Source organism: Sphaerisporangium sp. B11E5, from assembly GCF_039871875.1.
Lineage (GTDB): Bacteria > Actinomycetota > Actinomycetes > Streptosporangiales > Streptosporangiaceae > Sphaerisporangium.
Window position 1 is genome coordinate 368,918 of record NZ_JBDPMD010000003.1, and the last position, 26,393, is coordinate 395,310.

Annotated in this window: 34 protein-coding genes and 1 tRNA gene; 17 read left to right on the forward strand and 18 right to left on the reverse strand. The window is 70.1% G+C overall.

The window, feature by feature from the left end; translation table 11 throughout:
• Window positions 1-572 precede the first annotated feature (572 nt).
• Window positions 573-646 (reverse strand) — tRNA-Lys (locus ABGB17_RS05360).
• 201 nt (window positions 647-847) lie between these two features.
• On the opposite strand from ABGB17_RS05360, the gene ABGB17_RS05365 reads away from it, so the two are divergent.
• The gene (locus tag ABGB17_RS05365) at window positions 848-1,216 is read left to right on the forward strand and encodes a PRC-barrel domain containing protein (RefSeq protein ID WP_347626653.1); all 369 of its coding nucleotides are present in this window, start codon (window positions 848-850) and stop codon (window positions 1,214-1,216) included.
• A 463-nt stretch (window positions 1,217-1,679) separates the two neighbouring features.
• On the opposite strand, the gene ABGB17_RS05370 is transcribed toward ABGB17_RS05365, so the two are convergent.
• A complete protein-coding gene (locus ABGB17_RS05370) occupies window positions 1,680-2,282 on the reverse strand; it encodes a hypothetical protein (protein ID WP_347626654.1) in 603 nt (200 codons plus the stop codon).
• 93 nt (window positions 2,283-2,375) lie between these two features.
• On the opposite strand from ABGB17_RS05370, the gene ABGB17_RS05375 reads away from it, so the two are divergent.
• From ABGB17_RS05375 to ABGB17_RS05390, 4 genes are all read left to right on the forward strand, one after another.
• Window positions 2,376-2,897: a DUF1360 domain-containing protein gene (locus ABGB17_RS05375; RefSeq protein ID WP_347626655.1), complete on the forward strand. Its 522-nt coding sequence runs from the start codon at window positions 2,376-2,378 to the stop codon at window positions 2,895-2,897.
• Window positions 2,894-3,142, forward strand: a complete 249-nt coding sequence (locus ABGB17_RS05380; protein WP_347626656.1) for a hypothetical protein — start codon at window positions 2,894-2,896, stop codon at window positions 3,140-3,142. Before ABGB17_RS05375 ends, ABGB17_RS05380 begins: the two co-directional genes overlap by 4 nt.
• Window positions 3,139-3,675 carry a DUF6328 family protein gene (locus tag ABGB17_RS05385; protein WP_347626657.1) on the forward strand — a complete coding sequence of 179 codons (537 nt, stop codon included), beginning with the start codon at window positions 3,139-3,141 and terminating at the stop codon, window positions 3,673-3,675. The genes ABGB17_RS05380 and ABGB17_RS05385 overlap by 4 nt, the downstream gene beginning before the upstream one ends.
• A 167-nt stretch (window positions 3,676-3,842) precedes the next feature.
• Window positions 3,843-3,992 carry a GPGG-motif small membrane protein gene (locus ABGB17_RS05390; RefSeq protein WP_347626658.1) on the forward strand — a complete coding sequence of 50 codons (150 nt, stop codon included), beginning with the start codon at window positions 3,843-3,845 and terminating at the stop codon, window positions 3,990-3,992.
• Window positions 3,993-4,090: 98 nt separating this feature from the next.
• Here ABGB17_RS05390 and ABGB17_RS05395 read toward each other — a convergent pair whose 3' ends face one another.
• Together ABGB17_RS05395 and ABGB17_RS05400 are read right to left on the reverse strand one after the other, a co-directional pair.
• Entirely contained in the window at window positions 4,091-4,819 is a 729-nt protein-coding gene (locus ABGB17_RS05395; RefSeq protein WP_347626659.1) for a metallophosphoesterase, read from the reverse strand.
• Complete coding sequence (locus ABGB17_RS05400) at window positions 4,816-5,094, reverse strand: BON domain-containing protein (protein ID WP_347626660.1); 279 nt, start codon at window positions 5,092-5,094, stop codon at window positions 4,816-4,818. The genes ABGB17_RS05395 and ABGB17_RS05400 overlap by 4 nt, the downstream gene beginning before the upstream one ends.
• A gap of 359 nt (window positions 5,095-5,453) precedes the next feature.
• Here ABGB17_RS05400 and ABGB17_RS05405 point away from each other — a divergent pair, with 359 nt between their 5' ends.
• The 4 genes from ABGB17_RS05405 to ABGB17_RS05420 all read left to right on the forward strand — a co-directional run bounded on the left by ABGB17_RS05405 (window position 5,454) and on the right by ABGB17_RS05420 (window position 8,928).
• The gene (locus ABGB17_RS05405) at window positions 5,454-6,731 is read left to right on the forward strand and encodes a glycosyltransferase (protein WP_347626661.1); all 1,278 of its coding nucleotides are present in this window, start codon (window positions 5,454-5,456) and stop codon (window positions 6,729-6,731) included.
• The gene (locus tag ABGB17_RS05410) at window positions 6,728-7,600 is read left to right on the forward strand and encodes a glycosyltransferase family 9 protein (RefSeq protein WP_347626662.1); all 873 of its coding nucleotides are present in this window, start codon (window positions 6,728-6,730) and stop codon (window positions 7,598-7,600) included. Before ABGB17_RS05405 ends, ABGB17_RS05410 begins: the two co-directional genes overlap by 4 nt.
• Before the next feature lie 63 nt (window positions 7,601-7,663).
• Window positions 7,664-7,918 carry a hypothetical protein gene (locus ABGB17_RS05415; RefSeq protein ID WP_347626663.1) on the forward strand — a complete coding sequence of 85 codons (255 nt, stop codon included), beginning with the start codon at window positions 7,664-7,666 and terminating at the stop codon, window positions 7,916-7,918.
• Between the two features lie 11 nt (window positions 7,919-7,929).
• Window positions 7,930-8,928 carry an SDR family oxidoreductase gene (locus ABGB17_RS05420; RefSeq protein WP_347626664.1) on the forward strand — a complete coding sequence of 333 codons (999 nt, stop codon included), beginning with the start codon at window positions 7,930-7,932 and terminating at the stop codon, window positions 8,926-8,928.
• 391 nt (window positions 8,929-9,319) lie between these two features.
• On the opposite strand, the gene ABGB17_RS05425 is transcribed toward ABGB17_RS05420, so the two are convergent.
• The 6 genes from ABGB17_RS05425 to ABGB17_RS05450 all read right to left on the reverse strand — a co-directional run bounded on the left by ABGB17_RS05425 (window position 9,320) and on the right by ABGB17_RS05450 (window position 12,449).
• The gene (locus tag ABGB17_RS05425) at window positions 9,320-9,583 is read right to left on the reverse strand and encodes a DUF4235 domain-containing protein (RefSeq protein ID WP_347626665.1); all 264 of its coding nucleotides are present in this window, start codon (window positions 9,581-9,583) and stop codon (window positions 9,320-9,322) included.
• Window positions 9,580-10,017, reverse strand: coding sequence for a hypothetical protein (locus tag ABGB17_RS05430; RefSeq protein ID WP_347626666.1), 438 nt, complete (start codon window positions 10,015-10,017; stop codon window positions 9,580-9,582). Before ABGB17_RS05430 ends, ABGB17_RS05425 begins: the two co-directional genes overlap by 4 nt.
• Window positions 10,018-10,166: 149 nt before the next feature.
• Window positions 10,167-10,559 carry a ChaB family protein gene (locus tag ABGB17_RS05435; protein ID WP_347626667.1) on the reverse strand — a complete coding sequence of 131 codons (393 nt, stop codon included), beginning with the start codon at window positions 10,557-10,559 and terminating at the stop codon, window positions 10,167-10,169.
• A gap of 129 nt (window positions 10,560-10,688) precedes the next feature.
• On the reverse strand, window positions 10,689-10,967 hold the full coding sequence (locus tag ABGB17_RS05440; RefSeq protein WP_347626668.1) for a DUF6458 family protein: 279 nt from the start codon (window positions 10,965-10,967) through the stop codon (window positions 10,689-10,691).
• Window positions 10,968-11,070: 103 nt separating this feature from the next.
• Window positions 11,071-11,739, reverse strand: coding sequence for a VC0807 family protein (locus ABGB17_RS05445; RefSeq protein WP_347626669.1), 669 nt, complete (start codon window positions 11,737-11,739; stop codon window positions 11,071-11,073).
• Entirely contained in the window at window positions 11,736-12,449 is a 714-nt protein-coding gene (locus ABGB17_RS05450) for a TetR family transcriptional regulator (RefSeq protein ID WP_347626670.1), read from the reverse strand. The genes ABGB17_RS05445 and ABGB17_RS05450 overlap by 4 nt, the downstream gene beginning before the upstream one ends.
• A gap of 164 nt (window positions 12,450-12,613) precedes the next feature.
• Here ABGB17_RS05450 and ABGB17_RS05455 point away from each other — a divergent pair, with 164 nt between their 5' ends.
• The 3 genes from ABGB17_RS05455 (at window position 12,614) to ABGB17_RS05465 (ending at window position 15,569) form a co-directional block, all read left to right on the forward strand.
• Entirely contained in the window at window positions 12,614-12,838 is a 225-nt protein-coding gene (locus tag ABGB17_RS05455; RefSeq protein ID WP_347626671.1) for a hypothetical protein, read from the forward strand.
• 1 nt (window position 12,839) lies between these two features.
• Window positions 12,840-13,421, forward strand: a complete 582-nt coding sequence (locus tag ABGB17_RS05460) for a DUF6879 family protein (RefSeq protein ID WP_347626672.1) — start codon at window positions 12,840-12,842, stop codon at window positions 13,419-13,421.
• Between the two features lie 165 nt (window positions 13,422-13,586).
• On the forward strand, window positions 13,587-15,569 hold the full coding sequence (locus tag ABGB17_RS05465; protein ID WP_347626673.1) for a tetratricopeptide repeat protein: 1,983 nt from the start codon (window positions 13,587-13,589) through the stop codon (window positions 15,567-15,569).
• 100 nt (window positions 15,570-15,669) lie between these two features.
• Here ABGB17_RS05465 and ABGB17_RS05470 read toward each other — a convergent pair whose 3' ends face one another.
• From ABGB17_RS05470 to ABGB17_RS05480, 3 genes are all read right to left on the reverse strand, one after another.
• Window positions 15,670-16,731 carry a winged helix DNA-binding domain-containing protein gene (locus ABGB17_RS05470; protein WP_347626674.1) on the reverse strand — a complete coding sequence of 354 codons (1,062 nt, stop codon included), beginning with the start codon at window positions 16,729-16,731 and terminating at the stop codon, window positions 15,670-15,672.
• Complete coding sequence (locus tag ABGB17_RS05475; protein WP_347626675.1) at window positions 16,728-17,057, reverse strand: hypothetical protein; 330 nt, start codon at window positions 17,055-17,057, stop codon at window positions 16,728-16,730. The genes ABGB17_RS05470 and ABGB17_RS05475 overlap by 4 nt, the downstream gene beginning before the upstream one ends.
• 152 nt (window positions 17,058-17,209) lie before the next feature.
• On the reverse strand, window positions 17,210-18,193 hold the full coding sequence (locus ABGB17_RS05480) for a C40 family peptidase (protein WP_347626676.1): 984 nt from the start codon (window positions 18,191-18,193) through the stop codon (window positions 17,210-17,212).
• Between the two features lie 160 nt (window positions 18,194-18,353).
• Here ABGB17_RS05480 and ABGB17_RS05485 point away from each other — a divergent pair, with 160 nt between their 5' ends.
• On the forward strand, window positions 18,354-19,295 hold the full coding sequence (locus ABGB17_RS05485; RefSeq protein ID WP_347626677.1) for a sporulation protein: 942 nt from the start codon (window positions 18,354-18,356) through the stop codon (window positions 19,293-19,295).
• Between the two features lie 10 nt (window positions 19,296-19,305).
• Here the strand turns inward: ABGB17_RS05485 and ABGB17_RS05490 are convergent, their stop codons facing one another.
• Together ABGB17_RS05490 and ABGB17_RS05495 are read right to left on the reverse strand one after the other, a co-directional pair.
• Window positions 19,306-19,950: a class I SAM-dependent methyltransferase gene (locus ABGB17_RS05490; protein ID WP_347626678.1), complete on the reverse strand. Its 645-nt coding sequence runs from the start codon at window positions 19,948-19,950 to the stop codon at window positions 19,306-19,308.
• Window positions 19,951-20,119: 169 nt separating this feature from the next.
• A complete protein-coding gene (locus ABGB17_RS05495; RefSeq protein ID WP_347626679.1) occupies window positions 20,120-21,766 on the reverse strand; it encodes an ABC-F family ATP-binding cassette domain-containing protein in 1,647 nt (548 codons plus the stop codon).
• A gap of 92 nt (window positions 21,767-21,858) precedes the next feature.
• On the opposite strand from ABGB17_RS05495, the gene ABGB17_RS05500 reads away from it, so the two are divergent.
• The 3 genes from ABGB17_RS05500 (at window position 21,859) to ABGB17_RS05510 (ending at window position 23,769) form a co-directional block, all read left to right on the forward strand.
• A complete protein-coding gene (locus ABGB17_RS05500; RefSeq protein ID WP_347626702.1) occupies window positions 21,859-22,692 on the forward strand; it encodes a metallophosphoesterase in 834 nt (277 codons plus the stop codon).
• The gene (locus ABGB17_RS05505) at window positions 22,689-23,354 is read left to right on the forward strand and encodes a 4'-phosphopantetheinyl transferase superfamily protein (protein ID WP_347626680.1); all 666 of its coding nucleotides are present in this window, start codon (window positions 22,689-22,691) and stop codon (window positions 23,352-23,354) included. The genes ABGB17_RS05500 and ABGB17_RS05505 overlap by 4 nt, the downstream gene beginning before the upstream one ends.
• Before the next feature lie 112 nt (window positions 23,355-23,466).
• Window positions 23,467-23,769, forward strand: a complete 303-nt coding sequence (locus tag ABGB17_RS05510; protein ID WP_347626681.1) for an antibiotic biosynthesis monooxygenase — start codon at window positions 23,467-23,469, stop codon at window positions 23,767-23,769.
• 43 nt (window positions 23,770-23,812) lie between these two features.
• On the opposite strand, the gene ABGB17_RS05515 is transcribed toward ABGB17_RS05510, so the two are convergent.
• Entirely contained in the window at window positions 23,813-24,841 is a 1,029-nt protein-coding gene (locus tag ABGB17_RS05515; RefSeq protein ID WP_347626682.1) for an alpha/beta hydrolase-fold protein, read from the reverse strand.
• Window positions 24,842-24,913: 72 nt separating this feature from the next.
• On the reverse strand, window positions 24,914-25,246 hold the full coding sequence (locus tag ABGB17_RS05520; protein ID WP_347626683.1) for an STAS domain-containing protein: 333 nt from the start codon (window positions 25,244-25,246) through the stop codon (window positions 24,914-24,916).
• Window positions 25,247-25,420: 174 nt separating this feature from the next.
• Between ABGB17_RS05520 and ABGB17_RS05525 the strand changes: the two genes are divergently transcribed.
• Entirely contained in the window at window positions 25,421-25,762 is a 342-nt protein-coding gene (locus ABGB17_RS05525) for a helix-turn-helix domain-containing protein (RefSeq protein ID WP_347626684.1), read from the forward strand.
• 97 nt (window positions 25,763-25,859) lie between these two features.
• Here the strand turns inward: ABGB17_RS05525 and ABGB17_RS05530 are convergent, their stop codons facing one another.
• The gene (locus ABGB17_RS05530; RefSeq protein WP_347626685.1) at window positions 25,860-26,309 is read right to left on the reverse strand and encodes an SPW repeat protein; all 450 of its coding nucleotides are present in this window, start codon (window positions 26,307-26,309) and stop codon (window positions 25,860-25,862) included.
• Window positions 26,310-26,393 lie beyond the last annotated feature (84 nt).

Sequence of the window (26,393 nt, forward strand, 5' to 3'; positions counted from 1 at the left end):
CGCAGATGATCGATTGCCTCATCGAGTTCGCCGAGCCTGGCGGTGAGGTTGTCGATCTGGGCTCGTGTCTGTTGAGCTTCGCAGGTCAGGGCCGCCTCACGCGCATCGATTCTGTCCAGGAGGCCTGGTCGGGCCCCGTCCGGTCATGCCGGACGCCAGGATGGGGTGGAGGTGCCGGTCAGCCGCCGGGCCATCACGTCGGTCATTGCCCAATACACGTGCGACTCGGAGCCGGCGGGACGGTGCTCATCGTCGCGGACCGCCGCCGGCCCAGGCCCGGCACAGACCGTACCGACCAGGGCCCGGGTCCTGGCCTACCTGCCCGACTGCGCCATCGCGCACTTCGCCTGCCACGGCGCCAGCGGCCCCACCGACCCCTCCCACAGCAAGCTCCTGCTCCAGGACCACCAACAAGACCCGTTAACCGACCGTGACCAATCAGGGAAGATCGTCGATCATGCATCGACACGTCACCGACACATGAGCACACGACGAGCCCACACAGACACCAAAACACCACTGGGCATCCTCCATGTGGTGGAGAATGCCCAGGTCAACGGTGTACTGCTGGGTGCGCCGCCAGGGACTCGAACCCCGGACCCGCTGATTAAGAGTCAGCTGCTCTGACCAACTGAGCTAGCGGCGCTTGGCGGTATCAAGAATAGCGGTAGGTCGGGGGTGCGTGCGCCATGTGGGGGGTGTGGCGGGGAGTTGGGGGGTTTTGAGGCTTTTTTTCGGGGCTGGAGCTGGTGTGGGACGGGGGCGGCGACCGGCGGGACGTTTGGGGGGAGGGGCGCGGGTAGGTGGGGTGGTGCCCGACGACGACGATCGAAGGGAGAGATTACACATGGTTGACCGAGATCTCTGGACCTACAGTCCGACCGTTTCCGGGGGGCAGCAGACCCTGGACGTGGCGGGTTATCACGTCGAGGCCACGGACGGCAGGATCGGGTCGGTGGACGAGGCCACCTACGAGGTGGGCGACAGCTACCTGGTCGTGGACACGGGGCCCTGGATCTTCGGGAAGAAGGTGCTGCTGCCGGCCAGTACGGTCACGCAGATCGATCCGCAGGAGCGGAAGATCTTCGTAAGCCGCACCAAACAGGAGATCAAGGACGCCCCTGAGTTCGATGAGGTCGGCTACAAGGAGCCGACGTATCGGGACAAGGTCGGCGACTACTACGGTCGCTTCCCCTACGGCCCCGGCACGATCTAACGGGACGCCCGCACCCAAGGAAGGCCGCGCCCTCGGGCGCGGCCTTCCGCGTGCCGGTCCCCTGCCGGATGCGCGACGACGCACCCGCACCTTGGTCACGGTCGCCCGCCGGCAGCGTGGCGACGGCTTCCACCCCTACCGGCACCTGGGTCGAGCGCTCAGGACTGGACGTTGGGTGGTCTTCCACCATGGCCGGTTGACGTCCGTAACAGGGCGCCGGATTCGCCACACCACGTCCCACCGTGTCGGCGCCGGTGGAGAAGCGATGAAGGGGACGGCAGATAAGCACGGCGGACTCCCCGTGCCCGGTGGGACACCGTGCCCGTGGCCGGTTTGGGGGGCGTGCCCCGTGCCCGGTGGGACACCGTGCCCCGTGACCGGTAGAACACCGTCCCGTGACCGGTGGGGGGCGTGCCCGTAGCCGGTGGGGGTGCCGCTGGCCGGTGGGGGCGGTTGCGGTGGGTCAGGGCCAGTGGGGGTCGGCGTCTTCTGCGGGGGGTTTGGGGCAGGCTATGCCTAGGCGGTCCAGGAGGGTCAGGAAGGTTGAGGCGTAGGGGGAGACGCTTACTACTACCGCTACGTGGTCCCAGTCGACTTGTTCTCTCAGGGCTCTCACCTGGGGGAGCATCGAGCCGTAGTCGCAGCTGTGCTCGCTCATGGGGAGGATCCAGGAGATCACCAGGTCGGTGGCGTTGAGGACGGGGACGGTCAGGGCGGCGGTGTTGATCATGTCGGAGCGGGCGATCATCTCGGCGGTGATCGGGCGCTCGTCGATGCGGAAGATCAGGTCGACGAGGCGTTCCTGCTCGTCGAAGGCCTTGACCAGCCAGTCCTCTGGTGGGGTGGCGGTGCGGAAGCCCACGTTGCGGAGGGTCTCCAGGGCGCGGGGGACGTCTTCCTCGACGAGGGCGAAATCGACGTCGTGCAGGGACGGGGCGGCGCCTCTGGCGTAGGCGGCGCAGCCGCCGGCCAGGGCGAAGCGGATGCCGGCGCCTTTCAGGGCCGAGCCGGCTCGTTTGAGCGTCTCGATGATGCCCTCGGTGACCTCGTGTGTATGGCTGGCCACTCCCTCACCCCCCATGTTGGGACCAGTGAGTACCCGGCGGGATCTCTGCCAAACCTGGGCATGCCTGGGCTTACCCCGGGTAGACGGGGCGTCATGACCAACAATCTCACGGACGCATTACGCAGGGAGGAGCGCGCCTACGAGAACGGGGCCGAACGGCCGCTCGGGTCGTACCTCCGGGTTCTCGGGGCGTACGGCGGGGCGGTGGCGGGACTGGTCGTCCTCGGACGGCTGACGGGGAAACGGATCCCCCAGAAGATCAGCCTAATGGATCTCGTCCTCATGGGGCTGGCGACGCACCGGATCTCGCGCACGCTGACCAAGGACCCCGTGATGAGCCCGCTGCGTGCGCCGTTCACCCGGTACGAAGGGGTGAGCGGGCCCGCGGAGCTGCATGAGGAGGTGCGCGGGCACGGGCTGAAGCACGCGGTCGGCGAGCTGGTGACCTGCCCGTTCTGCGTGGCGCAGTGGGTGGCGACCGCGTACACGGCCGGCATGGTCCTGGCGCCGGGGGTCACGCGGCTCACCGGGGTCACGATGACGGCGGTCGCGGTGTCCGACTGGCTGCAGCTCGCGTACGCGCGGCTGATGAAGGCGGCCGAGGGGGAATCGTGACGCAACCCACGCTGAGGAGAGCACTGAGGGCCCTGCAGCGGAGCCGGCACGCCAAGTGGCTCGCCGCCGCGGTGGCGGGGCTGGTCGTCTGCACCCTCCTGATCGTTCCCGCCTCGGAGGCGGGGTCCGTGTGGCTGACGGTACTGCTGGGCCTGCTGGCTTACGCGGCGCTCGCGGGAAGCCTCGCCCTGGCCCGCCGGATGGTGCGCGCACGACGAAGGGAAAGGATCGGGACGTACCGATGACGTTGAGCGACACGTCGGACCGGGACAACCGGCCGGCGCCCGGGGAGACCGGACCGGCTCCCGGGGAGACGCAGAGGGAGCGGGTCAACCGCGAACTGAGCGAGCTGTTACAGGGCCTGCGGGTCGCGGCCACCGGTGTGCAGGTGTTGTTCGCGTTCCTGCTCACGTTGCCGTTCTCCGCGGGGTTCAGCAAGGTGGACCAGTTCGGGCACTGGCTGTTCTACATCGCGATGCTGAGCGCGGCGGTGGCCTCGATCTGCCTGATCACTCCGGCGACGCAGCACAGGATCTTGTTCCGCAGCGCTCTGAAGGAGAAGATGCTCCGGCGCGCCAACGAGCTGAGCCTGTTCGGCGGCGCCGCGCTGGCGGTGTCCATGACCTGCTCCACGGCCCTGGTGGTGGAGTCGTTCCTCGGCATCTGGCCGGCGGCGTTGCTCGCGGGCGGCGTGGCGGGGCTGAGCGCGTGGTTCTGGTTCCTGCAGCCGATCCTGGACAAGCACCGCTCCGAGGAGGAGGCCGTCGCGGACGGTTGAGCGCGGCCCCAGGCGTGACGACGGGCCCCCTTCCCACCTGCGGAAGGGGGCCTATCCGTATATGCCAGGCATTTGAGGATCACCATTGCTTTGCCGTAGGCGTAGCTGGAGGAAAAGTTGATCCGCCGAGATGTTAAAGGCTGATTTGTCAGGGCAGATGGCTTTCCATGGGTACACTTCTTTGGATCATCGCCGTAGTGCTGGTCATCGCCGGGATCTACGTCATCCTGGCTCGTCGCGATCTCCTCTGGGGGATCGTCCTCATCGTCGTCGGGCTGCTCGTCGGGCCGGGTGGTGTGAGTATTTTCAACCCGTAACTCGAAAACCACGGCAGCACCGTCACGATAAACGAACATCAAATCCCGCGGAACCGGCGGATCAATGGTGATCCGCCGGCCGCCGGGCTGTCCGGGGCCTAGTCCGGGTCCTCGCCACCGAGGCAGTACACCGCGTACGCCCGGCCGAGGACCGGCAGGGCCACGTTGCGCACGCGGACCCCGCCGGGGGTGACACCCTTCTCCCCGCCGTGGTGCGCGTGCCCGTGGATGACCAGGTCGGCGCCCTCGGCGTCCACCGCCTCGGCGAGCAGGTAGCTGCCGAGGAACGGGTAGATCTCCAGCGGCTCCCCGATCAGGGTGTCCTTGACCGGTGAGTAGTGGCTGAGCACGACGCGGTGGTCGGCGTCCATGCCCTTGAGCGCCTTGCGCCACAGGTCCGCGATCTCGCGGGTGTGCCGCACGAACGCCTTCATCTCCGGCTCACCGAACTCGCTCGCGCACTTGCCGGCGAAGCCGCCGCCGAAGCCCTTGCCGCCCACCAGCCCGAGGCGGGCCTCGCCGAGCTGCATCGTCAGGCCGTCGTCCTGGAGCACCTGGATGCCGGCGTCGCGCAGGATCTCGACGATCTCGTCCTCGGCGTCCGACTGGTAGTCGTGGTTGCCGAGCACGGCCACCACCGGCACCGGCAGGTCCCGGAACTCCTCCGCCACGACACGTCCCTCTTCGGGGGTGCCGTGGCGGGTCAGGTCACCGGCGAGCAGCAGGATGTCGGCGAGCTCGCCTACGCGGTCGAGTCTCGGGCGGTACCTTCCACGAAGATCCTCCCCCAGGTGGACGTCCCCGACGGCGGCGACTCTGATCTTCACAGGGATTCCTCCTCACCGGGCTCGCGAACGTCCATCACGGTGACCTCGTTGTGGACCTTCAGGCCGGGGGCGGTCTCGCCGGCCACGGTGGCCACCAGCCGCCGGCGCTCCTCGCACTCCACGGCGCCGCGCAGGTACAACTGGTCGCCCCGGATGTCGACCCGTATCCCGAGCTCGTTGGTGCGGTCGTCCTCCGCGAGGGCCCTCTGCACGCGTGCGGCCACGTAGTGCGGGGCGTCGTGGTGCGTTTCGTCATGACGTACGGCGTCGGACATCTTCTTCCCCTCCGATCGGGTAAGGTCCCGCCTGCCCGCCCGCGCGGGTGACGAAACCGGAGAGGTTTGGCTCGTCATTCTGAGGATAGAACGCACGTCTGACCAGATCCGTCGGCCCTACAGGCCCGCGTCAGGCGCACTCATGCCTCGCGGGCACCGGGACCCACCCGGCACGGCCCCTTTTCCCGGCTCCGGCCGGACCTCGTGCACCCGGACCCTGTGCACGACCGTACCAATCGCTCAGGGCACACCGTGCTCCCCGTGCGCCCGTCGGCAGCGGTTCGTTCCCCCATCCGGTTCCATGCACCCCGAACCGGGAGGTCTCGGCATGGCACCAGGAGGAGCCGGTGAAGGTAGCGATGATTTCGGAGCACGCGAGTCCCCTCGCCACACTCGGCGGAGTTGACGCGGGCGGGCAGAACGTGCACGTGGCTGAGCTGGCCAGGGGCCTTGGCGCCCTCGGCCACCACGTCACCGTCTACACCCGGCGCGAGCGTGCCGGAGTGCCGGAGGAAGTGGCGTTCGCGCCGGGTGTGACAGTGGTGCACGTTCCCGCCGGGCCGCCGGTGCGGATCCCCAAGGACGAGATCCTGCCGCTGATCCCCGAGTTCGGCCGGTGGATGCGTGACCACTGGAGGCTTCGCCCGCCGGACATCGCGCACAGTCACTTCTGGATGAGCGGCCTCGCCGCCCTCGCCGCCGCCGAGGACACCGGCGTCCCCGTCACGCACACGTTCCACGCGCTCGGCGTGGTGAAGCGCCGCCACCAGGGCACGGAGGACACGAGCCCGGCCTGGCGCGTGGGCGCTGAGTGCGCCGTCGCCCGCGGCGCGGCCCGGGTCATCGCCACCTGCGGGGACGAGGTCACCGAGCTGATCCAGATGGACGTGCCGCGTCATTCCGTGCGTGTGGTGCCGTGCGGCGTGGACAGCGCGCGGTTCACCCCGGTCGGGCCGGCCACGCCACGCCAGGGGAGGCCGCGGCTGCTGTCCATCGGCCGCCTGGTGGCCCGCAAGGGCGTCGCCACCGCGATCGACGCGTTGCCGCTCATCCCGGACGCCGAGCTGATCGTCGCCGGCGGCCCGCCCTCGTACGCGCTGGACCGCGACCCCGAGGTGCGGCGGCTACGGCTGCTCGCCCGCGAGGCCGGGGTGGCCGACCGGGTGCGCTTCACCGGGCAGATACACCACGACGACGTGCCGGTGCTCATGCGCTCGGCCGACCTGGCGTTGTGCCTGCCCTGGTACGAGCCGTTCGGCATGGTCGCGCTGGAGGCCATGGCCTGCGGCCTGCCGGTGGTCGCCACCGCGGTGGGCGGCCAGTGCGAGACCGTGATCGACGGGGTGACCGGCACGCTGGTCCCGCCGCGCGACCCGCGGGCGGTGGCCGCGGCGGTCAACGATCTGCTGGACGACCAGGGGCGCCTCGCCGCGTACGGCATGGCCGCCGCCGAACGGGCCAGGGTGCGGTACAACTGGTCGCGGATCACCGCCGAGACCTGCGCCGTCTACGAGGAAGTGCTGCGGGAACGGCGTGGCATGACGCTGCGCAGGGCGACCGAGACCCTGGACGACCGGCGGCGGGGGGCGATGCGCCGGGTGAACGCCGGACGCCGTCCACGTGCCGTGAGGCGATGACCGTCGCGCTTGTTCTTCGAGCACCGGGGGTAGGCGAACTGCTCACCACCGTGCCGGCCCTGCGTGCGCTGCGCAACGGCGGACTGCGGGTCGTGCTGGCCGTTCCCGAGGAAACGGCGGAGCTCGCCGACCTGACCGGCGCGGTCCGGGCGGTGCTGCCCACCCGCGGGCTGGAGGGCCTCACCTGGGGCGGGCGGCGCCCGACCGTCGCGGTCGACATGTACGGCCCCGGCCCGGACAGCCACCGGCACCTGATGGACCTGCGCCCGCAACGATTATGGGCGTTCGCCCACCCCGCGTTCCCCCGGCTGAAGGGTCCGCGCTGGCGGGACGGCGAGCACGACGTGGAGCGGTGGTGCCGCCTCATCGAGTGGTACGGCGCCCGGGCCGACCCCGCGGACCTGACCCTGCCGGTGCCGCGCGCCCCGTCGCCCGCCCCCGGCGCGGCGCTGATCCACCCCGGCGGCGCCGGCCCGGCGTACCGCTGGCCTCCCGAGCGTTTCGCCGAGGTGGCGCGGGCGCTGGCCGCCGACGGCATGCGGGTCGCGGTGACCGGGAGCCGTCGTGAACGCCCCCTCGGCCTGCTGGTCGCCACCCTGGCCGGGCTGCCCCCGGAGAGCGTGCTCGCCGGGCGGACGTCCCTGATGGGCCTGTGCGCGGCGGTGGCGGGCGCGTCGCTGCTGGTGAGCGCCCACACGGGGGCGGCGCACCTGGCGCCGGCGTACGGCGTGCCGTCGGTGACCGTGGCCGGCGCCGAGCCGCCCGGCGTCTGGGGGCCACCGCCGTACCTGACCCGGCACCGGGCACTCGGGGGCGACGTGAGCGTGCCCGAGGTGCTGGACGCGGTCAAACGGGTGTCAATCAGATGACCTGCGGGTTTGGAAGCCGGTGAGAACGGTAGCTGCCCTTGTAAGGGAAAGGGGGCCGACAAAGTGAGTGAGACTCCAGAACAGCGGTCGGAGACGGGCAAGCCCATGGTGCGGGCGACACCGCGTGACGTGGTGCACATCCGTCTCGGTTCCTTCGCGATCTTCCTGGCGCTGGCGCTGTGCGTGCTGGCGTTCGTCGCGGGCTTCACCGCAGTGGGCGTCGTGCTCGCCGTCCTCGCCGTGGCGGCGGTGGTGGACGTCGTGCTGGCGATCCGGCGGCAACGGCGCCTCGGCGCCGGTCCCAGGTCCATGACCTGAGAGGAGGCGACGTGCTGGAAGGAAAGGTCGTCGTGGTGACCGGCGCCAGCGGCGGTGTCGGCCGCGCGGTGGTACGCCTGCTCGGCGACAAAGGAGCCAAGGTCGCGCTCATCGCGCGCGGCGAGACCGGTCTCGCGACCGCCGCGACGGAGGTGGGCACCCTCGGCGGCACCGCCAAGGTCTTCCCGGCCGACGTCGCCGACCACGTACAGGTGGAGGCGGCGGCAGACAGCATCGAGAAAGAGCTCGGGCCGATCGACGTCTGGATCAACGTGGCGTTCTCGTCGGTGTTCGCCCGGTTCACCGAGATCGAGCCCGAGGAGTTCGAGCGGACCACCGCCGTGACGTACCTCGGCTACGTCTGGGGCACGCGGGCGGCGCTGCGGCGCATGCGGACCCGCGACCGGGGCGCCATCGTGCAGACCGGGTCGGCGCTCGCCTACCGCGGCATACCCCTGCAGTCGGCCTACTGCGGGGCCAAACACGCCATCAAGGGCTTCACCGAGTCGGTGCGCACCGAGCTGCTCAACGAGGGCAGCGGCATCACCATCACCATGGTGCACCTGCCGGCGGTGAACACGCCGCAGTTCGACTGGGTGCTCTCGCGGCTGCGGCGGCACCCGCAGCCGGTGCCGCCGATCTACCAGCCGGAGGTCGCGGCGCGGGCCATCGTGTACGCGGCCGAGCACCCGTCCCGGCGGGAGTACTGGGTGGGGGGCAGCACCGTGGGCACCATCCTCGGCGAACGGCTCGTGCCGGGCCTGCTGGACCGGTACCTCGGGTCGTACGGGGTGAAGTCCCAGCTCACCGACGAGCGGCCGAGCGGGGTGTCCAACCTGTGGGAGCCCGCGGACGAGGACCGCGACTACGGGGCGCACGGCAGCTTCGACGAGCGGGCCACGCCGCGCAGCCCTCAGGTGTGGTTGTCCCAGCACCGCAACCATCTGCTGGCGGCCGGCGCGGGCGGCATCGCGGCGGCGGCCCTGGCCGCGCTGGGACGCCGCCGCTGACACGTTCACCCAGGCGCTGACCCTCTCCCGGTGATCGGGGACGGGTCAGCGCCTTTCGCACGCGCCGGCTCCGGCCGGCCCTCCCCGCGGCGCGGTTCCCGCGCGGCACGGCGCCGGTCGTCTTCTCCAGACACCCGGCCGGCCGTCGTCTCCAGGACACGCGGCCGGCCGTCGTCCCAGGACACCCGGCCGGTCGTCCTCTCCAGGAGACGCGGCCGACCGCCTTGCCAGGACACCCGGCCGGTCGTCCTCTCCAGGAGGCGCGGCCGACCGCCTTCCCCAGAACACTCGGCCGGCCGTGCTCTCCGGGACACGCGAAGGGCGGGCGACGGTCCCTCCTCCGCCGCCCGCCCTTTCGTCGCCCGCGTCGGCGACTCCCAGCGGTGATGGTCTATGCGCCGGGGTACGTCCCTGTGCTGCTCTCGATCGACTGGGCGGTGGCCCGGTCGAGTGCCGCCTTCACCACGCCGAAGATCGCACCCTGGACCGCCGCGGCGGCCAGGACCTCGCCCCAGCCGTACTCGCGGGACCTGGCCTCGGGCGCGTCGTTCTTGCCCGACACGACCTTCCAGACCTGCTTGAAGATCACACCGGAAAGATAGCCGCCGGCCATACCGGTGAGCGCGGACACGGACTTGTAGGCGAGCTTCCTCACGACGACTTCTTCCTCCGCACGATCCGCCACAGCAGCAGTGCGCCCGCCACGACACCGGCCGTCACCCAGGGGCGGTTCTTCGCCTGGGTGACCACCCGGTCCGCGGTGTCCTTCACCTCGGGCGGCATGTTCTCCTTGGCCCGGCCCGCCAGCTCCCCGGCCTTGCCTGCCAGCTCGCCGGCCTTGTCCCCGGCGATCGAGACGATCACACCGGCCTTGTCCCCCGCCTTGTGCGCGAGGTCACCGGCCTTGTCACCGGCCTTCGCCGCGAGGTCACCGGCCTTCTCCCCCGCCACCGCGGCGAGGTCGCCGGCCTTGGCCTGTGCCTTGGAGGCCAGCTCGCCGGCCTTCTCGCCGGCCACGGAACCGAGGTCTGCGGCGTGTTTCTTGACGCCGGCCACGGCGTCATGGGTGTTGTCCTTGATATCCGCCATCGTTGTCCTCCTTCGCCTTGGACACCCGCTACCCCAGGTGGGAGGCTTCTAACGACCCCTGAAGCCACTGGTGGGGAACACCCGGACACACATCCGCCCGCGGGCGGCGCGCCGGACGCGCACCCGCGGGCGGGATGGAAGCGGGGACCTCAGCGGGCCTTGGCGGTGGCCCTGCGGTTGGCCTTCTTGATGGCCTCCACGAGCTCGTTCTTGTCCATGGTGGAGCGTCCCCGGACGCCGAGCTTGGCCGCGACCTCGTAGAGGTGCTTCTTGGAGGCGTTGGCGTCCACGCCTTCAGCGGTCTTGCCGGGCTTGGGAGTGCTGCGGGCCGCCTGCTTGTCGGACGGGCCCTTGCGGCCCTTCGGCTCCCAGTGGTCGCCCACCTTCTCGAACGAGTGCTTCAGCGCGGCGAACGCCGTACGGTGCGCGCGCTGTCCCTCCCCGTATGTCTCGACCGCCGAGTCGTGCGCCTTGATCCAGGTCTCCTGGGCCTTCTTGGGCGAGCGCTCCAGCGTCGAGGGGAGTTCCTGCTTGCCAGGCATCCTTACCTCCTTCAAACCGCCGGCCCATGTCCTCAGCGTGGCAGTTACCGGTCGCGACCTGCCAGAACGTTGACGAAGGCTGTTCCTCTGGCCGACTGTGTCATGACTTGTCGCAGCGAACCGCCCGCGTCACACCATCGGGTCGTCGTATCGGCGCTCCTCGTAGACCCGGGTCGTCGTGCGGTCCACGGGGGTGACCGGGGTGGCGTAGGTCTCCGGGGCGGTGGTGCGGGTGATGGTACGGCGCGCGTTGGTCAGGCGCCAGATACCGAACAGCAGGCCGACGATACCGCCGAGCATGAGGATCACGCCGACGACGTTGATGTCGACACCGGCGAGGTCGAACTCGACGGCCCAGGTGAGGATGGCGCCCAGCATGATCAGGATGATGCTTCCGGCTATGGTCATTGGATTTGCCTCCTTCGCTCCTCGTCCCCCTCTCTTTCCCTGGTACGAATCTCAAACGTGCCGCCGACCGGCGATGTCCGTCATCTGCCGTGGCCAGGGCCCGTCAGGCGGCCTCCGCCCGGACCTCGCGCAGCGGCTCGTACATCGGGGACCACTGGTTGTAGACGCCGGTGGGGACGAGGTACACGTTGGCCGCGACCTGCATGAGGACCATGAAGACGGCGTACTGCAGGGCGTTGAGCCCCGGCACGACGTCCACCGGCAACGCGACGGCCATGACGATCCGCACGACGGAGTCGAGCAACAGCCCGACGCCCCAGATGACGGTGGCGACCCGCCACGCGCGCCGGAACCGCGGCAGCCGCTCCCACAGCTCGTCCCACGGCGGCCGCCCCGGCCCGAGCCGCCCGTCCAGGATCATGCGGGTGAACACCGAGACCATCGGCCGCGGCCCGCGCGCACTGAGCAGCATCCAGACCCCGAACACCGCCGTGCAGACGCCGTCCCTGGCCAGCAGCACGCGGACGTTGTCACTGGCGAACGAGATGGCCGCCGCGACCAGCACCACGGTGAACACGAACACCGTCATGGCGTTCGGCCGCCCGCCCCTGCGCACCTCGACGACCGTGCTCACCCCCGGCACCAGCGAACTGACCAGCAGCGCGACCTCGTACCCCACCCCGGACGCCCGCAACACGTAGTAGAACGCCACCGACATCGCCACATCGAACAGGAACAAGACCCCGTCCCGCCGCCCCCCGTACCTCGTCACCCCGGACCCCTCGTAGCGAGCCGGAACGTCGTCACCAACTCGTCCGCGTACCCCTGAAGGTCACGATCCGGCTCGGCCGCGAGCAGGAACGGCAACCCGTCGAGCGACCGCTGTACCACCACCGCCATCACCCGCGTGTCGAACTCCCGGAACTCCCCGTCCCGCTGTCCCCGCCGCAGAATCTCCTCGACATGCCCCAGCACGCTGAGATCGGTGGCCGCGTCGTACGACCCCTTCCCGCGGAAGTTCAGAAAGATCTCCATCAACGCCCGCATCTCCGCCCGATGCGTGGCGATGAACTCGACCAGCCCCCTGATGTACGCCTCCAGCGCCTCCCCCGCCGACCGCCTCCCCCGCACCCGCTCGGCCATGAACCCCCCCATGACCCGGTACACCTCGGCGAGGATCTGGGTGATCAGCTCATCCTTCCCCTCGAAGTGATAAGAGATCAGCCGCGTGCTCGACAACCCGGCCCTCTCCGCGATCCGCGCGAACGACGCCTGGCTGTACCCGAGCTCCGCGATCACCCCGATGGCCGCCTCCACGATCTGCGCCCTCCGCGCGACCCCGGCGACCGTACTCTTCCGCCCACTCGCCCCTCCAGCCCTTGTTACTTGCATGGGTAAAAAGTACCTCGCCTGAGTAACTACGCGCAACTCCCACTTACCCCACAACTCCACACAGGGCTCCACAACGGCCACGAGAGGCATCAAGGTGATTTTCCTCAGATATACACATGGTGCCTCGACAGAAAACTCAATTATGTCCCACCCGAAGAAAAATACGGCTCCCGCGATTTACCGGCAAGCTGTAAAAGCACGTAGCGCGTCATTACAATGATTCAAATCATGCGATCCCGATTAAGGAGCGGAGCATGAAGCTGATCAGACTGGCAGGAGACGGCTGCGCAGGCGACAACTGCCCGACCGTTTACCTCGGCGACACCGGTGAGTTGGTCATCCAGGGCCACATCATCGACGACGCCACCCGCTCCGAACTCCACGCCATGCCGGCGGACGAGAACGCGATCCGCATCAGGCCCGAGTTGCTCATCAGCGCCGTCGAGCAGTACCTCAGCCACCCCAGGGCGGAGCAGTAGCTTGAGGCGCGACTTCAAGCCCCTGCCCGGCGAGGAACTCGGGAGGTTGTTCCAGAGCTTCAGGTACACGGCATATCGGCTGGAAACCCTCCAGGAATACAGAGTACCCACCGAGATGGAGGAGTTCGCACGCTTCCTGGACGACGAGAACGACGGCGAGGGTCGTTCGATCGTCGACCCTTGGATCGACAGAGTGGTGACCCCCGCGAAGCGCGCGGGCAAATTCATGCACCGCGTGCATGTCGTCAAGACACCACTGTCGGACTACCTGCGTTTCGAGTTCGCCTGGGGGTACCGGCACACCGTGGACGCCGGTGAGAACATCAAGATTCTCGCCGTCGAGGAAGGCGAATGGCCGGTTGATCTGCCGGTCGGCTACGACTACTGGCTGTTCGATTCCTCCTGTCTCGTCGCGATGCACTACGAGAACGACGGTTCGTACGTCGGGGCGGAGTTGATCGAAGATCCCAAGCGGATCATCCAAGCCAACTACTTGCGGGACCTGGCGGTGAACACGGCCGTCTCCTACGAGAACTTCGCACAAAGTTTCGACGCGCACTTCAAGATCAAAACTCACCGGTAAGCCCGGATGTCAGGCGGGACCAACGAGTTCTCCGGCGAGGCCGACGCCGTCGTGCAAGCCGGGGTCGTGCACGGGGACGTCCACATGCACGGGACGCGGAGATCGTTGCCTCCTCCCCACCAACTTCCACTGGTCCCGCCCGGCTTCACCAATCGGTTACGGGAATTGAGTGAACTGGACGGCACACTGCGAGCGGTCCGGAACGCCGCCGATGCCGGGACGAGCGCCGTCGCGGTCTGCGCGATCGCGGGCCCTCCCGGTGTGGGCAAGACGGCACTGGCCGTCCACTGGGCGCATCGCGTACGCGCACAGTTCCCCGACGGGGAGTTATACGTGGACATGCAGGGCTACGGGCCAGGCATCGCCATAACTCCGGAATATGCGCTCGACCACTTCCTGCGCGCTTTGGACATATCCCCTGACAACATCCCGGCCGACCTGGAGGGGCGGGCTTCGCTATTCCGTTCGATCCTCGACGCGAGACGGATCCTCGTTATCATCGATAATGTCGCCTCGTCTCAGCAGGTACGGCGTCTACTGCCCGCGACTCGCCAATGCTTTGCCGTGGTCACCAGCCGGAGTACTCTCCCCGGCGTAGTGGTACGGGAGGGGGCCGTGCGTGTGATCTTGGACGTACTGTCGCCAGAGGAGTCGGTGCGGCTGCTGTCCGAGCTCATAGGGCGCGAACGCATCGAAGCCGAGCCCGATGCCGCGCGCGACATCGCCGGGCTGTGCGGATATCTGCCACTCGCCCTGAGAATCACCGCCGAACGTGCCGCGAGCCGACCACGCCTCTCCCTGCATGAAATCGCCGAGGAAGTGGCCGCGGAACAGAATCGGCTCGACGCGCTCGCCACGGACGAGGACGAGTTGAGCGACGTACGCGCGGTCTTCTCCTGGTCCTACAGCGCACTGTCTCCGGAATTGCGCCGGACGTACCGGCTGCTGAGTCTTCACGCGGGGTCCGAGATGGGAACAGAGGCTGTCGCGGCTTTGACCGGGAGCGATGTCCGGACGACCAGGCGGCGGTTGCGGGCGCTCGTCGACGTGCATCTGCTGCAGGAGGTGTCGGCCTACCGCTTTTATCTCCACGACTTGCTGCGCGCGTACGCGACCGAACGCACCGCCGCGGAGGAAACCCTCCATGAACGGACATTGGCACTGCGGCGGATGTTGAGCTGGTACCTGCATGCCGCAGAAGCCGGGAGAAAGGTTCTCCTACCGTATTCTCCAACCATCCCCATGGTTCCGGCCGCCGAGATCGAGCTGCCTGAGGGCCTGAGCGGTGGTCCCGTGGCCATGCGGTGGTTCGTCGCCGAACGTGGCAACATCATGGCCGCGCTGAACACGGCCATGGACCACGGCCAGTACGACATCGCGTGGAAGCTGGCCGTGGTCACCACCGGCTTCTTCGAGCTGAACTCGAACTGGTCCGAAGGGAAGGAAAGCCACCGCATCGGCCTTGCCGCCGCGCTCGCTCTCGGCGATGCGTTCGGCGAGGCCTGCAACCGGGTGATGCTGGGCGACGCCGAACGCCGCCTCGGGCGGCTCGGCGATGCCGCGGAGAGCTATCGGAAGGCCGCGGACCTCGGACGGGAGCTGGCCGTCGGGTGGCTGGAGGGCTTCGCCCTACGCGGGCTCGGGCTCGTCATGGAATCGCGCGGGCAGCATCCGGGAGCCCATGAGTTGTTCCTGGCCGCGTTGCGGGTCTTCCGGGAGGCGGGGGTCCGGCGCGGTGAGGGAATGGCGCTCCTGAGCCTCGGCAGGTCGGCCCGGGCACTCGGCGAGCCCGGCGACGCGGTGGGCTTCGGGCGGCAGGCGATTGCGATCTTCGAGGAGATCGGCGACCGATGGACTGTCGCCTGGGGACGGCTGGCGCTGGCCGACGGCCTTCGGGAATCCGGTGACCAACGGGACTCGCTGCCACAACTACGTGAGGCGGCCCGGGTGTTTCGCGAGTTCGGCGACGAACGCAGCGAGGCCATGGCCCTCGCACCACTGGGCGAACTACTCGAACGATCCGGCGACATAACCGGAGCCCGGGAAGCCTGGACCCGTGCGCTCACTCTCTACCGATCCGTGAACGACGAGCGTGCCACCGACCTCGCCGGACGTCTCGCCACGCTCGAAGACGGGCCCCTGCCATAGGCATGGCAGGCGCCGCTCGACGGCTGTGGCAAGGAGGGGGCGTCAGGTGTCCGCTGGTTTCCCGGCGGCCCGGCTCACTCTGAGAGAGGGGGCCGGGGCCTCACGGGAGAGCCGCGTAGGCGGTCTCGATGGCCTCAGGGACGCCGGTTGGGAAGATCGTGAAGGGGGTGGGGGTGATGGTGCGGGACCTGGTGCGGATGGTTTGCCGCCAGGTGCCGATGATGCGGCCGGAGGCCACGATCGTGGGGCGGAAGACGCCGTTGCCGCCGGGGACGATGTGGTCGGCGAACTCGGGGGCGAGGACGGCGGAGCGGTCCTGGTAGCCGAGGACGTACTCGTCGAAACCTGGCAGGAGGTGTACGGACTCGGCCTGCTCGCGGTGCGCGGCCAGGCGGGCGGGGGTGGCGGGGGACATGAAGTACTCGGTGCCGTCCATCTCGACGTGGGTGAGGTGGGGGCGGGCCAGGGTGAGGCCGGTTCTGGCGTCCTTCATGAGCAGGTACGCCCAGCGTGCGAAGTCCTTGAGGGTGGCGGGGCCGTGGCTCTGGAAGTAGCGGGTGGCCAGCTCGGCGAGGGCCTCGTCGCGGTCCAGCCGGCGGGGGTTCCTGATCCACTCGTCGACGAGCACGAGCGCCTGGTCGCCGTCCAGGGTGGGGCCGAAGCACACCAGGCCGGTCTGGGCGAAGTGGCCGATCAGGTGGTAGCCGCGCTGGCCGGTGGTCCCGACGCCGCCCTTCTCCCAGGCGTCCAGCAGGCCGGCCCGCGTCACGGCACCGCCGCTCAGCGCCTCCTCGGCCAGTTCGCGGGCCTTCGCCACCGTGGCGTCGTCGATGCCGAGCTGGGCGCGGCGGGCGGCGGATCCGCTCACCACGCGAGGGGTGGTCAAAGGGAGCAGCCACGGGAGGTCCTCGGCGGCGACCAGGTGGAGGGTGCCGCGCATGGGCCAGCTCTTGACGATCTCGCCGGCGTCGCAGGCGTCCTGGACGGCCCGCCGGGTGCCGCCCTCGGTGCGCAGCGCCACCGACGTGACGGCCCCGGCCGGGTCCTGCGCCTGCATGGCGCCGAGCAGGCGCACCACGTCGGCGGGGGTGGCCTCCCCGGGGCCCGCGATGCGCTGGGCCACCAGGCGGAGCAGCCCGATCTCCTGCGGGGTGACCGTCATGCCCGCTTGGGAGGGGTGATGGGGCCGGGGGTCAGCGGCGACGGCGGCTTGATCGGCGGCGGGGTGATCGGGCCGGGGGTGAGGGGGGACGGCGGCTTGATCGGCGGCGGGGTGATGGGGCCCGCGGACGTCAGCAGGTCGTCGCGGTACCCGGTGGCCGAGCCGCCGTGGGCGGCCTCGCGGGGGTGACGCAGGATCGACATGGCGCTCTCCTCTGTGGGGGCATGGCCCGGGCCGAGGGCGCGGTACACCGTGGGGACCGCGGGGCGTACCGGGCCGGGGGCGGGCACGACGGCGCCCTCGGCGGCGGGCGAGGTGCCTGACAAGCACGCTTTCCAGCTCGAAGGGGCTGACCTCGGAGCCGGAGCGGCACGGTACCCGGCGGTGGTCGGCGTCACGATTCTCCCCCTCCCGGCCAGATTTCCGGCAAGTCAACCGGTCTGGAGTCTAAGTCCGGAAAGGGGCGGGTGAGCGCCGGTCAGGGGCGGACGGCGCCGACGAAGCGGGAGGTGCCGTAGGAGGACAGGGTGACGACCTTCACCACGTCGCCGGTGCGGGGGGCGTGGACCATCTTGCCGTCGCCGGCGTAGATGCCCATGTGGCCGAGGCCGCTGCTGAAGACCAGGTCGCCGGGTTCCAGGGAGTTCATCGACACGCGTCGGGAGGCGCCCCAGGCCCATTGCTGGTAGGTGGTGCGGGGCAGTTTCACGCCCGCCGCGGACCAGGCCGCCTGGGCGAGGCCGGAGCAGTCGTACGAGCCGGGGCCGGTGGCGCCGTAGCGGTACGGCTTGCCCACCTGGGCGTACGCGAACTGGAGCGCCTTGCGTGCGCTGCCGCTCGCGGGGCCGTCGTAGGTGATGCCCTTGCTGTCAGGGTCGCCGGCGTTGAACTGGTTGAGGCGGCGCAGCAGGTCCTCCTGCTCCCCCACCAGCTTCTCGACCTTCTTCCTCTCCTTGGCGACATCATCCAGCAGGTCCCCGAGGTCGTCGTAGGCGGTCCTGGCGCTCGCCCGGCGGACACGCAGGCCCTTGGTGGCCTCGTCGAACTCGGTCAGCGTCTGTGCCTGGCCCGCGGACACCTGCCCGGCCACGGCGAGTCCCGCCAGCAGGCCGGCGGGGTCGTCGCGGGACACGATGCCCGCCACCGACGACAGACCGCCGTACTGGTACATGCCGGACGCGGCGGACACGACGCTCTCCCGCAGGTCGTCCACCTTGGCCTGTTCGGCGGTGTACTCCCGGTTCAGCCGCTCGTACTTCTTCCGGGCTGCTTTGTACTTCTCGTTGACGGTGTTGAACCGCTCGACCATCGCGTCCGCCTTGTCGTTCAGCTGGGCGAGCCTCGCCCTTGCCTGCGCGACGGTGGGACGCGGGTCGGCGGCGGCACCCGCCTGAAAGGCCAGCAACACGGCGGCGGCCAGCCCGGCCGCGGCCGGGATCCGCCTCTTCCGGACGTCGAACACGGAAGGAGGTACGCGGGACGGCGCCCACCGGTTCACCGCCTGCACGAGAATTTTCCGTGTCAGGGAAAGGCGCGCCGCGCGGCCGCGGAACGGGAACCGCCGCCTGGTGCCGCTCGTTCCTGGGATCGTTCTCATCGCCTCGACACAGAAAGAGGAACCCGTGGTCTTCAAACGCATGCTGAGCGCCCTCGGCGTCGGCGCCCCTTCGGTGGACACCGTGCTGGCCACCACGCGCGTGCGACCGGGCGGGACGCTGACCGGCGAGGTGCGGATCAAGGGCGGTGACGTCGACGCCGAGATCGAGCACGTCGCGCTCGGCCTGGTCACCGGTGTGGAGGCCGAGCAGGGGGACGACGAGCACGTCGGCGTGGTGGAGTTCTTCCACGGCCAGGTCATGGGGCCGTTCACCCTGCGCAAGGGCGAGGACCGTGTGCTGCCGTTCCAGCTTCCCGTGCCGTGGGAGACGCCGGTCACCGAGGTGATGGGGCAGCCCCTGCGCGGCATGTCCATGGGCGTGCGCACCGAGCTGGCCATCGCGAAGGCCGTGGACAAGGGTGACCTCGACGCGTTCCAGGTGGCGCCGACGCCCGCACAGGAGGCCGTGCTGGAGGCGCTCGCGCGGCTCGGCTTCGCCTTCAGGAGCGCGGACCTGGAGATCGGGCACATCTTCGGGGTGAGCCAGCAGCTCCCGTTCTACCAGGAGATCGAGTTCTTCCCGCCGCCCGCGTACCAGGGCCAGATCAACGAGGTGGAGCTGACCTTCGTCACGAACCCCGGCGGCATGGACGTCATCCTGGAGGCCGACAAGCGCGGCGGCCGCTTCGGCGAGGGCGGCGGTGACGCCGTCGCCCGCTGGCAGACCACCCACCAGGACGCCGCGGGCCGCGACTGGGCGGCCGAGATCAACGCCTGGCTGGGCGGCCTGCAGCGGTACGCCCCCGGCGGGCACGGCGGGCACCACGACCCGCACCACGGCCACCACGGCGGCGTGGGTCTCGGGGGCGTGGCCGCCGCCGGTGCGGCCGGGGTGGCCGGGGGTTTCCTCGCCGCCGAGGCCGTCGACGAGATCGGCGACTTCTTCGAGGGCGACGAGGAGGACTGACCCCGTCGGGTCACGCTGACAGGCCGGCCGCCGAGTCCAGGGGGCCGGCCTGGTACAGGGCGACGCTGAACGGCCGGTGGGTGCCGGTGTCGACGTGCTCGGTGAGCGGCGTCACCGTGAGGTCGGCGCCGACGTGCCGGTGCAGCCGCCGCGACTCCGGCCAGGGGTGCACCAGCACCAGCAGCCCGCCGGGCGCGAGCATCCCGCACAGCCGCGCGCTGGCCTGGCGCAGGCGGTCGTCCCGTCCGATGTAGTACAGCGTCTCGGCGCACACCACGAGGTCGAAACCGTGCGGGGCACGGTGCTCAAGGATGTCGGCCTGTTCGAACCGTACCCGCGGCACGTCCCCGATCCGGCTGCGCGCCCGGTCGAGCGCCCGCTCCGAGATGTCGATCCCGGTGATCTCCGCGCCCGGGTGCGCCGCCATCAGCAGTTCGGTGAACACCCCCTCGGCGCAGCCCACCTCCAGGATCCGCCGGTACGGCCGGGCGGGCAGCCGCCCGAGCGTCGTCGCGTACTTGTGCCGCTCGTACCCGTCGGTCCCGAGGTTCCACGGATCGGGCCTCCGATGCCACCAATCGAAGTACCGCCGTAACAGGGCCCCCTGCCGTCCGGGTGTGAGCAGGGACAACGCCCGGAAGAACGTGCGATGCAAGACCTCAGAAATCTCGATAACTCCCGAGACGCCTGACATACCGCCCCTTTCCGCTTCTTTACCACCACCACCAGTGGTATCCGCTCTCTCGGAATCTACGAACGAAGCAGCGGCCCGCGATGACACACGAACAGCACCCCTTTGTCGGAAAGCGGCGGCCGGGACGGGGTCAGGCGGGGGTGGACTCGGTGACGGTGCCCTCGGAGACGTGGAGGTGGCGTGTCGTGTGGACGGCCTTCAGCATCCTGCGGTCGTGGGTCACCAGCAGGAGGGTGCCCTGGTAGGTGCTCAGGGCCGATTCGAGTTGCTCGATGGCGGCGAGGTCCAGGTGGTTGGTGGGTTCGTCCAGGACCAGGAGATTCACGCCCTTGGCCTGGAGGAGGGCCAGGGCGGCGCGGGTGCGTTCGCCGGGCGAGAGGGTGGCGGCGGGGCGCCTGACGTGGTCGGCTCTCAGGGCGAACTTGGCCAGCAGGGTGCGGATGTCGCCGGGGACGAGGCCGGGGACGTGGGGGGCGAAGGCGTCCATCAGAGGGGTGTCGCCCATGAAGAGTGCCCGGGTCTGGTCGATCTCGCCGACCGTCACGCCGGGCCCCAGGGTGGCCTGGCCGCTGGTCAGGGGCGTGCGGGACAGGAGAGCGGAGATCAACGTGGTCTTGCCCGAGCCGTTGGCGCCGGTGACGGCCACGCGGTCGGCCCAGGAGATCTGGAGGTTGACGGGGCCGAGCGTGAAGGACCCCCGCTGGACCACGGCGTCGCGCAGGGTGGCGACGACGGCACCGGAGCGGGGGGCGGCGGCGATCTGCATGCGGAGCTCCCACTCCTTGCGGGGCTCCTCGACCGTGTCCAGGCGTTCGATCATGCGCTCGGTCTGGCGGGCCTTGGCCGCCTGCTTCTCGGTGGACTCGGTGCGGAAGCGCTTGCCGATCTTGTCGTTGTCGGGCGCCTTGCGGCGGGCGTTCTTGACGCCCTTCTCCATCCACGCGCGCTGCGTGCGGGCACGCGACTCCAGGGCCGCGCGGGTGTCGGCGTACTCCTCGTACTCGGCGCGGGCGTGCCTGCGGGCGACCTCGCGTTCGGTGAGGTACGCCTCGTAGCCGCCGCCGTACACGTTGATCTGCTGCTGGGGCAGGTCGATCTCCACCACGGAGTTCACGGTCCGCGCGAGGAACTCGCGGTCGTGGCTGACCACCACCGTGCCGGGACGCAGGCCGGTGACGAAGCGCTCCAGCCGTTCCAGGCCGTCGAGGTCGAGGTCGTTGGTCGGCTCGTCGAGCAGGAACACGTCGTACCGGCTGAGCAGCAGCGACGCGAGCCCGGCCCGGGCGGCCTGCCCGCCGGACAGCGCGGTCATCGGGCGGTCGAGACCGACGTCCAGCCCGAGCTCGTCGGCCACCTGCACGGCACGCTCGGCGAGGTCGGCGCCGCCGAGCGCGAGCCAGCGCTCCAGCGCGGCCGAGTACGCGTCGTCGGCGCCGGGCGTGCCCGCCACCAAGCCCTCGGTGGCGGCGTCCAGGTCGCGCTGGGCGTCGGCGACACCGGTGCGGCGGGCGAGGAAGGCGTCGACGGTCTCCCCGGGGCGGCGGTCGGGCTCCTGCGGCAGATAGCCGACGGCGGCCGTGGCGGGCGTGAGCCGCACGGTGCCGTGCTCGGGCGCGGCCAGCCCGGCCAGCATGCGCAGCAGCGTCGACTTCCCGGCGCCGTTCACACCGACCAGCCCGATCACGTCCCCGGGCGCGACGACGAGATCGAGGCCGGAGAACAGGGACCGGTCGCCGTGCCCTGCGGCGAGTTCCTTGGCGACAAGGGTGGCGCTCATGGGGAAACGGTATCCGGCCGCGCCGCCCACGGCCGTCCGGGCACGGTTACGATCGCCGTGTGACGATCGGCGGCGGGCCCAGCGGACGGCTGATGGCGATCAGCGACCTTCATGTCGCCTATCCGGAGAACCGCGAGATCGTGCAGCAGTTACGCCCCGAGTCCGAGGACGACTGGCTGCTGGTCGCCGGGGACGTCGGCGAGTTCTTCGCCGACATCGAATGGGCGCTGCGCCTGCTGACCGAGCGTTTCGCGAAGGTCGTCTGGGCGCCGGGCAACCACGAGTTGTGGACGGTGCGCGACGACCCGGTGCGGGCGCGCGGCGTGGAGCGCTACCGCCTTCTGGTCGAGATGTGCCGGAGCCTCGGCGTGGTCACCCCCGAGGATCCCTACCTCGTGTACGACGGCCCGGGCGGGCCGGTGACGATCGCGCCGCTGTTCACCCTGTACGACTACACGTTCCGCCCGCCGGACCTCTCCAAGGAGGAGGCGATGGCGTGGGCGCAGGAGACCGGCATCGTCTGCACCGACGAGTTCGTGCTGCACCCCGACCCGCACCCCACGCGGGACGCCTGGTGCCGGGCCCGGCTGCGGGAGACCGAGATCAGGCTGGACGCGCGCGACCCCGACCTCCCCACCGTCCTCATCAACCACTGGCCGCTCACCCGCCACCCCACCGAGGTGCTGCGGTACCCGCAGTTCGCCCAGTGGTGCGGCACGGTCGAGACCGCCGACTGGCACCTGCGCTACAACGCCGCCGCCGTGGTGTACGGCCACCTGCACATCCCCCGCACCACGTGGTACGACGGGGTGCGCTTCGAGGAGGTCTCACTGGGCTACCCGAGGGAGCGGCGCATGTACGGTTTCGACGGCGCCAAGGCCCTGCGCTGTGTGCTGCCCGCCGCGGACGGAGGGACCGGAGCGTGATCGACGCCATCCTGCCCCAGAGCGTCGTCGCGGCCGAGTCCTTCGACGACCCGCCGGCCGTGCTGTTCCCTGAGGAGGAGGCCGTCATCAGCCGGGCCGTGGACAAGCGGCGCAGGGAGTTCGCCACGGCGCGCCTGTGCGCGCGGCGCGCCATGGCCGCCCTGGGGGTGGCCGCGGCCCCGGTGCTGCCCGGCCCACGCGGCGAGCCGCGGTGGCCGGACGGCGTGGTGGGCAGCATGACCCACTGCACGGGCTACCGCGCCGCGGTGCTCGGCCGCGCCGGGCAGGTGACGTCCATCGGCATCGACGCCGAGCCGGACGGCCCCCTGCCCCCCGGCGTGCTCGGCGAGGTCGCGCTCCCCGAGGAGCAGGAGCTCCTGCGTGCGCTGGCCGCCGAGGACGCCCGGATGTGCTGGGACAAGCTGCTGTTCAGCGCCAAGGAGTCGGTGTACAAGGCGTGGTTCCCCCTGACCGGCCGCTGGCTCGGGTTCGAGGAGGCCGTGGTGGAGATCGCCCCCGCCGCCGGCACGTTCGAGGCGCGCCTCCTGGTGCCCGGCCCCGTGGTGGACGGCACCAAGCTCACCGGCTTCTCGGGCCGCTGGCTGGCCGAGCACGGCCTGGTGGTCACCGCGATCGTCGTCCCGTCCGCCCCCGAGGCCTGACCCCCCATCGCCTTGCAGTCAAAGGTGAGCAATTTCGCCTTTGTTGGGGTTCGTCCGCTTCGACCGGCGGGTATGTCTGGCGGCACGTGAGGGGCCCGAGGGGTGATCGCCTATGGTGACCGTCGGCCTGCTGGTCCGGATCCACGCCCGGCCCGGCAAGGAACACGAGATCGAGGAAATGCTCCGCGACGAGATCGGCCTGATCGAGGACGAGTCGGAGTGCGCCGCCTGGTTCACCCTGCGCATCGACACCGCGACCTACGGCATCTTCGACACCTTCGACAGCGACGACGGCCGTCGCTCCTACCTGCTGGGCAAGGTCCAGACCGCCCTCCTCCTCCGCGCCGACGAGCTGTTCACCCGTCCCCCGACCATCGAGAAGGTCGACCTGCTGGCCGCCAAACTCCCTGCCTGACCGCCTCTGTGACCCGCCGCCCCGGGGCGGCGGGTCCGCGGCGTCAGCCGGACAGGCGTTCGGCCAGCCACGCCAGGGAGAGTGGGTAGCGGTAGTCGATGGCGCCGTGGCCGGCGTCGAAGAGTTCGAAGTGGACGATGTGCTCGGGGACGCCGTGGGTGAGAAGGGCCTCGTGGAAGGCTTGGGCCCCGAGGTCCAGGTAGAACTCGTCGCGTTTGCCGGCGTCGATCCAGATGGCGCGCATGGAGCGTAGGGCCTCGGCGTGGCCGGGGACCATGCGGACCGGGTCCCAGTCGAGCCAGCGTTGCCAGGTCTCGGGGCGCAGCGCGCCGGTCCGGGGGTCGAAGGGCAGCTCGGGGGTGCCGTCGGGGGCGGGTGAGAAGGCGGCGGAGCAGCCCAGGGTGATCAGGAGGGTCTCGTCGGCGGGCTGGGTGAAGGCCACGCGGGAGCGGAAGTCGGCCCACCAGCGCTGGATGTCGCCGTCGTACTCGCGCAGGAGGCGGGTGGCCTTGGCGAACTCGGGGAGGTAGCAGTACTCGTACAGGGTGTCGCCGGCGTGGGTGGCGAAGGCGCCGAAGAGGTCGGGGCGGAGCATCGGGGTGATCATGGCGCCGAAGCCGCCGCTGGACTTGCCGGTGACGGCGCGGTGGTCGCGGCCGGCCAGCGTGCGGTACCGCTCGTCCACCCAGGGCACGACCTCGTCGCACAGGTAGGAGTGGTACGGCCCGGTGCCCGCCGAGTCCACGAACTGGCTGCCGCCGTAGGTGGTCCAGGCGTCCACGTAGACCACGATCGCGGGGGGCGCCGCCTTGTCGGCGAACACCTGGTCGGCGGTCTCGATGAAGGGACGCCGGTACGGGGTGCGGTTGCGCCACATGGCGATGTGACCCGTGTAGCCCTGGATCACGTAGATCACCGGATAGCGCCGGGCCGGCTCGTCGTCGTACCCCGGCGGCACGTAGACCCACAGCGGCCGCTCGTGCGGGTCGTCCAACGGGTTGCCGCGCAGCAGGGCGCTGTCGATCACGTGCTCGTCGAGACGCCCTTCGAGGTCGGCACGCCAGGGAAGCATGGGTGTCCTCCTTCTCGGATGTACCTCACCCAGGCATTCTGCCGCCTCGCGCGCCGCCCGCACGCGGGAGCGCTAGGGGACCACGGAGCGCCCCGGGCCGCCGGCGTCGGCCGGCTCCCAGCCGAGAAGGGTCATCAGACGGCGCAGATGGGACGGGACGTTGTGCAGCCGTGCCGGGGAACCGTCCGCGAGAGCCGGGGTGTGGATGAGGGAACGAAGCCCCGACAGGTCGACGAAACGCAGTCCGGCGACGTCGACGTCCAGCCGGCCGTGCTCGGCGGAGAGCCGGGAGAGCATGGCGGCCAGGGCGGCGCTGTTGGACAGGTCGACCTCACCGGTCACCCGCACCCATCCGCCTTCGGCCCAGGCGATGCGCAGGTGACCATCCTCATAGAGTACGTTCACCGCGGTGACTCCCGCCGTAAGATAGACGATCTACTCGGTCGCGTGACAGGTGGCACTGGAGATTCCTGCCGACGTCCCTACCAAGGTATTATTATACGTGAATTACGATTCGCCTATCCGGCGGACAGGAAAGCTTGTCGTAGTCGGCAGGCACCTTCACGTAGAGAGATAGTGATGCAGGATCCCCAGGACCCCGCGGAGGCGGGTGAGGAACGGACCGGCGGCAGCTGGACGTTCCTCACCAATCACGCCCGCATCCTGCTGGAGGTCGCCCGCGACCCGCAGGCCCGGCTGCGTGACATGGCCGCCCGGGCCGGCATCACCGAGCGGGCCGCACAGCTCATCGTGAACGACCTGGAGGCGGCGGGCTACCTGCGGCGCACCCGGGTCGGCCGCCGCAACCACTACACGGTGGATCCCAGCAGGCGCCTGCGCCATCCGGCCGAGGCCGACCACCGCATCGAGGGCCTGCTCGCTCTGTTCACCCAGCGCGACGACGCCGAGCCGTCCGGCTGACGGCATCCCCGGCGGCCCGCGCCGGGGCCGCCGGGGCCGCGCGCACGGCGACGCCCGCGGCGTCCCTGAGGTCGTCGCGGGCGTGGGTGCCGGCCCCTCAGTGCCGTTGGCCGTTGCCGCCGAACCTGTGCGGCCTGCGGCGTGACATGCCGAAGGCCATGGCAGCGAGGCCGAGCAGCACGATGATCGCGCCGATGACCACGTTGTTCCACACCGTCGAAGCGGTGACGGACCTCATGATGAAGGGCGCGATGATCGTCCAGACGCCGATGACCGGAGCGATCCAGCTCAGGCCGTACGTGCGCCCGTAGGCTGAGGCGAATCCCATGGCCAGGACCGCCAGCGCCAGGCCGGTGATGAGATTGTTGACCGCCAGGCGGGGCAGCCCGCTGAAACCGACGATCCACGGCGAGATGGCCAGGTAGAGGCCGGCCACGATGCTGAGCCCCTCGGTCACCTGCGCGATGGGCATCGAGCCCGCGCGCTCGCGTGTCGCCCGCATCTCCTGTATGTCGGGATGCCGTTCCATGCCCGTGGGCCTGACCATGGCTTCCACCACCCTTCCGACTGCGGGTCCGTACTAGATAGGGATACCCACCGCCAAAACGGACAAATCACCATAAATCTCGTA